We start from the raw sequence: 6,000 nt of genomic DNA, 5'->3' as shown, positions 1-6,000 counted from the left end.
TCCGGCCGTCAAGGTGCGAGCCCGGGTCCGCATCCGGGTTTCGGCCCACCGGATCGCCGTGGCCCAATCCGGCGCGGCGGCCGATGTTGGTTCAGCCGCGTTTGACGATGAAACTGGCGGCGATGCCGGGCGGGGATTCTTGATTGTCAGTTTGGTGCGCATAAACGCTGGATTTCACTCAGGCTGCGATCGCGCGCAGCAATTCAGTTTCGACCTGGATCTGCAAACGGTTGTCGGACAGGCCGGCGCCGTCGAGCAGGAACACGTCCTCGACGCGCTCGCCGAGCGTATTGATCCGCGCCGCATGGACGCCGACCCGGTGCTCGGCCAGCACGCGCGCGATCGAATAGAGAAGGCCCGGCCGGTCGTTGGCGGACACGGACAGGATGTAGTACTGACCACGCTCGTCGGCGCGCAGGTCGACGCGGGGCGTGATCGGGAAGGTGCGCGACAGGCGCGACAGGCGGCCCTTCGACGGTTCGGGCAGCGGCGCCGGGCTGGACAGCCGGTCGGCGAGCTGCTGTTCGACGAGGTTGGCGATATCGCGATACTGCACGTCGCGCTCGGAGCGCGTGACGATGAAATTGTCGAGCGCGTAGCCGTGGCGGGTGGTGCTGATGCGCGCATCGAGCACCGACAGGCCGTTGCGGTCGAAGTAGGCGCAGATGCCCGCGAACAGGTCCGAGCGGTCCTTGACGTAGACCAGCACCTGCAGCGCGTCGCCCACCGGCGAGGGCCGCGCGCGCACGATCGCCGTCTCGGCATGCACGTGCCGGTACAGCACGCGCGTCTGCCAGGCGATGTCGGCCGCGTCGTGGCGCAGGAAGTAGCCGACGTCGAGCTGGTCCCACAGCGGCTGGTGCACGTCGTCGGGCACGGTCTCCAGCCGCAGCAGCGCGAGCGCCTCGTCGCGGCGCGTCTGCAGCTCGGAATGCGTGTCGGGCCGCGCGCCGCCGAGCACCGCGCTGGTGGCGCGGTACAGATCCTCCAGCAGCTTGCCCTTCCAGGTGTTCCAGACCTTCGGGCTGGTGCCGCGGATATCGGCCACGGTCAGCAGGTAGAGCGCGGTCAGCCAGCGCTCGTTGCCGACCAGGCCGGCGAAGCGCTTGACCACCTCGGGATCGCTGATGTCCTGCTTCTGCGCGACCTGGCTCATGGTCAGGTGATGCTCGACCAGCCAGACCACCAGCGCGGCATCGTCGCCGGTGATGCCGTGCTCGCGGCAGAAACGCCGCGCGTCGGCCATGCCGAGCTTGGAGTGGTCGCCGCCGCGGCCCTTGGCGATGTCGTGGAACAGCGCCGCCACGTAGAGCACCCAGGGCCGCTCGAAGTTCGCGATCAGCTGGCTGCAGAACGGATATTCGTGCGCGTGCTCGGCCACCGCGAAGCGGCGGATATTGCGCAGCACCATCAGGATGTGCTGGTCGACCGTGTACACGTGGTAGAGGTCGTGCTGCATCTGCCCGACGATGCGGCGGAAGTTGAGCAGGTAGCGGCCCAGCACGCTGGTCTGGTTCAGCAGCCGGAACGCATGCGTGATGCCTTCGTTTTGCTGCAGGATCTTCATGAAGGTCTCGCGGTTGCGCGGATCGCGGCGCCAGGCGCCGTTCATCACGTCGCGCGAGTTGTAGAGCGCGCGTAGCGTGCGCGCCGACAGGCCCTTCACGCCGCGGGTGGTCTCGTAGAGCAGGAAGGCCTCGAGGATCGCGTCGGGATGCTGCTCGAACACATCGTCGGAGACGGTCTCGAGCATGCCCTGCTTCTCGACGAAGCGGCCCGGCGACAACACCCGCGTGATGCCGCTGGTGGCCGGGAACAACTGCGCCTCGATGTTCTGGATCAGGATCGTGGCGAGCTGGGTGACGGCCTTGGCGGCCCAGTAGTAGCGGCGCATCAGCTGCTCGCTGGCGCGCTTGGCCGGGGTCGGCACGTAGCCGAAGCTCTCGGCCGCCTGGGTCTGCAGGTCGAACACCAGGATGTCCTGGCGGCGCCCGGTGATCACGTGCAGGCGCGCGCGCAGCGCCTTCAGGAAGGCCTCGTTGCGGCGCAGCTCGCGCGCCTCGCGCGCGCTGATCAGCCCGCGCGTGTCGAGCTCGCGCCAACTATTGCCGAAGCCGGCTGCGCGCGCGATCCAGAGGATCGTCTGCAGGTCGCGCAGGCCGCCGGGACTTTCCTTCACGTTCGGCTCGAGGCTGTAGGGCGTGTCCTGGAACTTGGCGTGGCGCTGGCGCATCTCCAGCACCTTGGCCTGGAAGAAGGCGCGCGGGTCGAGCGCCTCGCGGTAGCGCGCCACCGCGCGCTTGAACAGCGTCAGGCTGCCGGTGATGCGGCGCGCCTCCAGCAGGGAGGTCTGCACCGTGACGTCCTGCGCGGCCTCGTCGATGCACTCGCCGACCGTGCGCACGCTGCTGCCGATCTCCAGCCCGAGATCCCAGGCCATGCCGATGAAGCGCTCGATGCGCGCGTCGAACTCGCCGCCGTGCGCATCGGGCAGCAGCACCAGGATGTCGACGTCGGAATGCGGCGAGAGCTCGCCGCGCCCGAAGCCGCCGACGGCGACCAGCGCCAGCGAGCCGGGCAGGTCGCAATCGGTCCAGAGCTGGCGCAGCGCTTCGTCGGTGGCCCGCGAGAGCGCGCGCATCAGCGCCTCGACCTGGGTCGCGGCGCGAAAGCGCGCGATCAGCTCGGCCTTGACGGCGCGGAATTCGGCCTTGTGCGACGGCGCTTCGGTGGCGGTGAGGGCAGGAACGCTCATGAGTGGCGGGGCGGGTGTGACAGGTGAAACCAAGGCGCGGTGGCGTGGGCCCGGCCAGTGGCGGGCGACTCGCGCCGGCGCGCGGGACGAATCGGGTCGGGCAAGCCGGGTCAGGCCAACAGCAAGGCGGGCGCGGCGAACCGCGCCCGGCAATCGATCCTCAGGCCGCCACCGCGTCGAGCGCGGGGCGGGCCGGCGTGCCGGCCGAGACGGTCAGCACCTCGTGGCCGGTCGGCGTGACCAGCACGGTATGTTCCCACTGCGCCGACAGGCTGCGGTCGCGCGTCTTCACGGTCCACTGGTCCGGCATGGTGCGGATGTCGCGCTTGCCGGCGTTGATCATCGGCTCGATCGTGAAGATCATGCCGGGCACCAGCTCGATGCCGGTGCCGGGGCGGCCGTAGTGCACCACCTGCGGATCCTCGTGGAACACCGTGCCGATGCCGTGCCCGCAGTATTCGCGCACCACGCTGTAGCCGCGCCCTTCGGCGTGCTTCTGGATGGCGTGGCCGATATCGCCCAGGTGCGCGCCCGGCTTAACCTGCTCGATGCCGAGCCACATGCATTCGTAGGTGGTCTGGATCAGGCGCTTGGCGAGGATCGAACCCTCGCCGACCAGGAACATCCGGCTGGTGTCGCCGAAATAGCCGTTCTTGATCACGGTGATGTCGATATTGAGCGCGTCGCCGTTCTTGAGCACCTTGTCGCCGGGAATGCCGTGGCAGATCACGTCGTTGACCGAGGTGCAGATCGCCTTCGGATAGGGCGGGTAGCCGGGCGGCTGGTAGTTCAGCGGTGCCGGCACGGTGCCCTGCACCTTGGTCATGTACTCGTGGCAGAGCCGATCGATCTCGCCGGTGGTGGTGCCGGCGACCACGAACGGCGTGATGTAGTCGAGCACCTCGCTCGCCAGCCGGCAGGCGACGCGCATCTGCTCGATATCGTGGTCGGTCTTGATCGTGATGGCCATGGGTCTTGCCTGCGAGGAATGCGTGGAATTACGGGATTATCGCACCTTCTGGAGGTGGTCGCAGCCCTTGTTGGGCTTGTCCGGCTTGGGTTTCACGGTGGTGCAGGGGATTCGCGGCGGCGCGCGGGCCCGGTGCGGCGGCGGCGGAATCGGTGCCCGAACGTGGTCGCTCGACGGCGAACGGACTGGTCGGCGCGCAGGGTTTCCCCGAATGGCGAGCGGCGCGGCAAAGGATTCGGCAAAGACATGGGTGACTTGAGAGCGGTCATTCCGGCGTGCTATACTCGCTGGCTAAGTCTGGCTCTACTTTCAATTCATGCTCGATTCATGTGATCCGGCATGGGGAAAGCAGGTCCGGGCTGACCGGCACGCGCGGTGTTCGCACGTGCCGAATCGCAAGCCGGCGCACCCTGGGTGTCGCGTGCCATTCGCCGCGATACGGCAGCCGGCTTAAGACCCAACCCTAGCGGAGAATTACTCTCATGGCAGTCACGATGCGCCAAATGCTGGAAGCCGGTGTCCACTTCGGTCACCAAACGCGCTTCTGGAACCCGAAGATGGCCCCGTTCATTTTCGGTCATCGCAACAAGATTCACATCATCAACCTCGAAAAGACGCTGCCGATGTTCACGGACGCACAGAAGTACGTGCGCCAGCTGTCGGCAAATCGGGGCACGATCCTGTTCGTCGGCACCAAGCGTCAGTCGCGCGACACGATCGCTCAGGAAGCGCAGCGCGCCGGCATGCCGTTCGTCAACGCGCGCTGGCTCGGCGGCATGCTGACCAACTTCAAGACGCTGAAGGTATCGATCAAGCGCCTGAAGGACATGGAAGCGGCCGTCGAATCGGGTGAAACCGAGAAGATGAGCAAGAAGGAAGCGCTGCTGTTCGAACGCGAAATCGCCAAGCTGCAGAAGTCGATCGGCGGCGTGAAGGACATGGGCGGCATTCCGGACGCGATCTTCGTGGTCGACGTCGGCTACCACAAGATTGCCATCACCGAAGCGAACAAGCTGGGCGTGCCGGTCATCGCCGTGGTCGATACGAACCACTCGCCGGAAGGCGTGGACTACGTGATCCCGGGTAACGACGACTCGAGCAAGGCTGTCGCGCTGTACGCCGAAGGCGTGGCCGACGCGATCCTCGAAGGCCGTGCCAACGCGGTCAACGAAGTGGTCCAGGCGGTGCGCGGCGACGACGAGTACGTCGAAGAGAACGCGTAACCGGTCCCGAGCCGGCGCAAAAAGGGGGCTCTCAACAGGCCCCCTTTTTTTAAGTCGCGTTGCCGGGGCGAGCATCGAATGCCGCGGCATCCGATGCGAATCGCCGGAAACGAATCCCCGCCGCCCATGTCGAAGGGCGGCGTCGTGAATACAGACCCAAGGAGCGAATGATGGCGGCAATTACCGCAAGCATGGTGGCAGAACTGCGCGCGAAGACCGACGCGCCGATGATGGAATGCAAGAAGGCGCTGACGGAAGCCGACGGCGACCTGGGCAAGGCCGAGGAACTGCTGCGCGTGAAGCTCGGCAACAAGGCCAGCAAGGCAGCATCGCGCGTGACGGCCGAAGGCGTGGTCTCGTCCTTCGTCGGCAACGGCGCCGGCGCCCTGGTCGAGCTGAACTGCGAAACCGACTTCGTCGCCAAGAACGACGACTTCCTGGCCTTCGCCAAGACCGTCGCGGAACTCGTCGCGGCCCAGAACCCGGCTGACGTGGCTGCCCTGTCGGCCCTGCCGCTGGACGGCAAGACGGTCGACGAAGTGCGCCTGGCCCTGGTCGGCAAGATCGGCGAAAACATCTCGATCCGCCGCTTCGTGCGCTTCGAGACCGCCAACCAGATCGCCACCTACCTGCACGGCAGCCGCATCGGCGTGATCGTCGAGTACACCGGCGCGGACGAGCAGGTCGGCAAGGACGTCGCGATGCACGTCGCGGCCATGAAGCCGGTTTCGCTGTCGGCCGACGAAGTGCCGGCCGAACTGATCGAGAAGGAACGCCGCGTGGCCGAGCAGAAGGCCGCCGAATCGGGCAAGCCGGCCGAGATCGTCGCCAAGATGGTCGACGGCAGCGTCCAGAAGTACCTGAAGGAAGTCTCGCTGCTGAACCAGCCGTTCGTGAAGAACGACAAGCAGACGATCGAACAGATGCTCAAGGCAGCCAATGCTGCAGTGCAAAAGTTCTCGCTGTTCGTGGTCGGCGAAGGCATCGAGAAGCGCCAGGACGACTTCGCGGCCGAAGTGGCGGCGCAAGTCGCGGCAGCCAAGCAGCAGTAA

General features: G+C 66.6%; 3 protein-coding genes and 1 pseudogene. 2 read left to right on the top strand and 2 right to left on the bottom strand.

Annotated features, from left to right (window positions below):
- Positions 1-178: 178 nt before the first annotated feature.
- Together F3J18_RS02765 and map are read right to left on the bottom strand one after the other, a co-directional pair.
- Positions 179-2,755, bottom strand: a complete 2,577-nt coding sequence (locus tag F3J18_RS02765; RefSeq protein WP_166911214.1) for a [protein-PII] uridylyltransferase — start codon at positions 2,753-2,755, stop codon at positions 179-181.
- A 160-nt stretch (positions 2,756-2,915) separates the two neighbouring features.
- Positions 2,916-3,758 (bottom strand): annotated as a pseudogene (gene map, locus F3J18_RS02760) (type I methionyl aminopeptidase); the annotation flags it as partial.
- Positions 3,759-4,207: 449 nt separating this feature from the next.
- Between map and rpsB the strand changes: the two are divergent.
- Together rpsB and tsf are read left to right on the top strand one after the other, a co-directional pair.
- Positions 4,208-4,948 (top strand): 30S ribosomal protein S2, encoded by a 741-nt coding sequence (gene rpsB / locus F3J18_RS02755; RefSeq protein ID WP_013698515.1) that lies wholly within the window; start codon positions 4,208-4,210, stop codon positions 4,946-4,948.
- A 170-nt stretch (positions 4,949-5,118) separates the two neighbouring features.
- Entirely contained in the window at positions 5,119-6,000 is an 882-nt protein-coding gene (gene tsf / locus F3J18_RS02750; RefSeq protein ID WP_025096628.1) for a translation elongation factor Ts, read from the top strand.

It is taken from the genome of Burkholderia sp. Ax-1720 (assembly GCF_011753035.1).
Taxonomy (GTDB): domain Bacteria; phylum Pseudomonadota; class Gammaproteobacteria; order Burkholderiales; family Burkholderiaceae; genus Burkholderia; species Burkholderia gladioli.
The sequence above is the reverse complement of the archived record's forward strand: the minus strand, read 5'-3'. Positions and strand labels throughout refer to the sequence as shown.

What these genes read in the sequence shown, in the direction of transcription:
- F3J18_RS02765 (WP_166911214.1), bottom strand. Translation starts at nt 2,755, where the DNA reads ATGAGCGTTCCTGCCCTCACCGCCACCGAAGCGCCGTCGCACAAGGCC.
- rpsB (WP_013698515.1), top strand. Translation starts at nt 4,208, where the DNA reads ATGGCAGTCACGATGCGCCAAATGCTGGAAGCCGGTGTCCACTTCGGT.
- tsf (WP_025096628.1), top strand. Translation starts at nt 5,119, where the DNA reads ATGGCGGCAATTACCGCAAGCATGGTGGCAGAACTGCGCGCGAAGACC.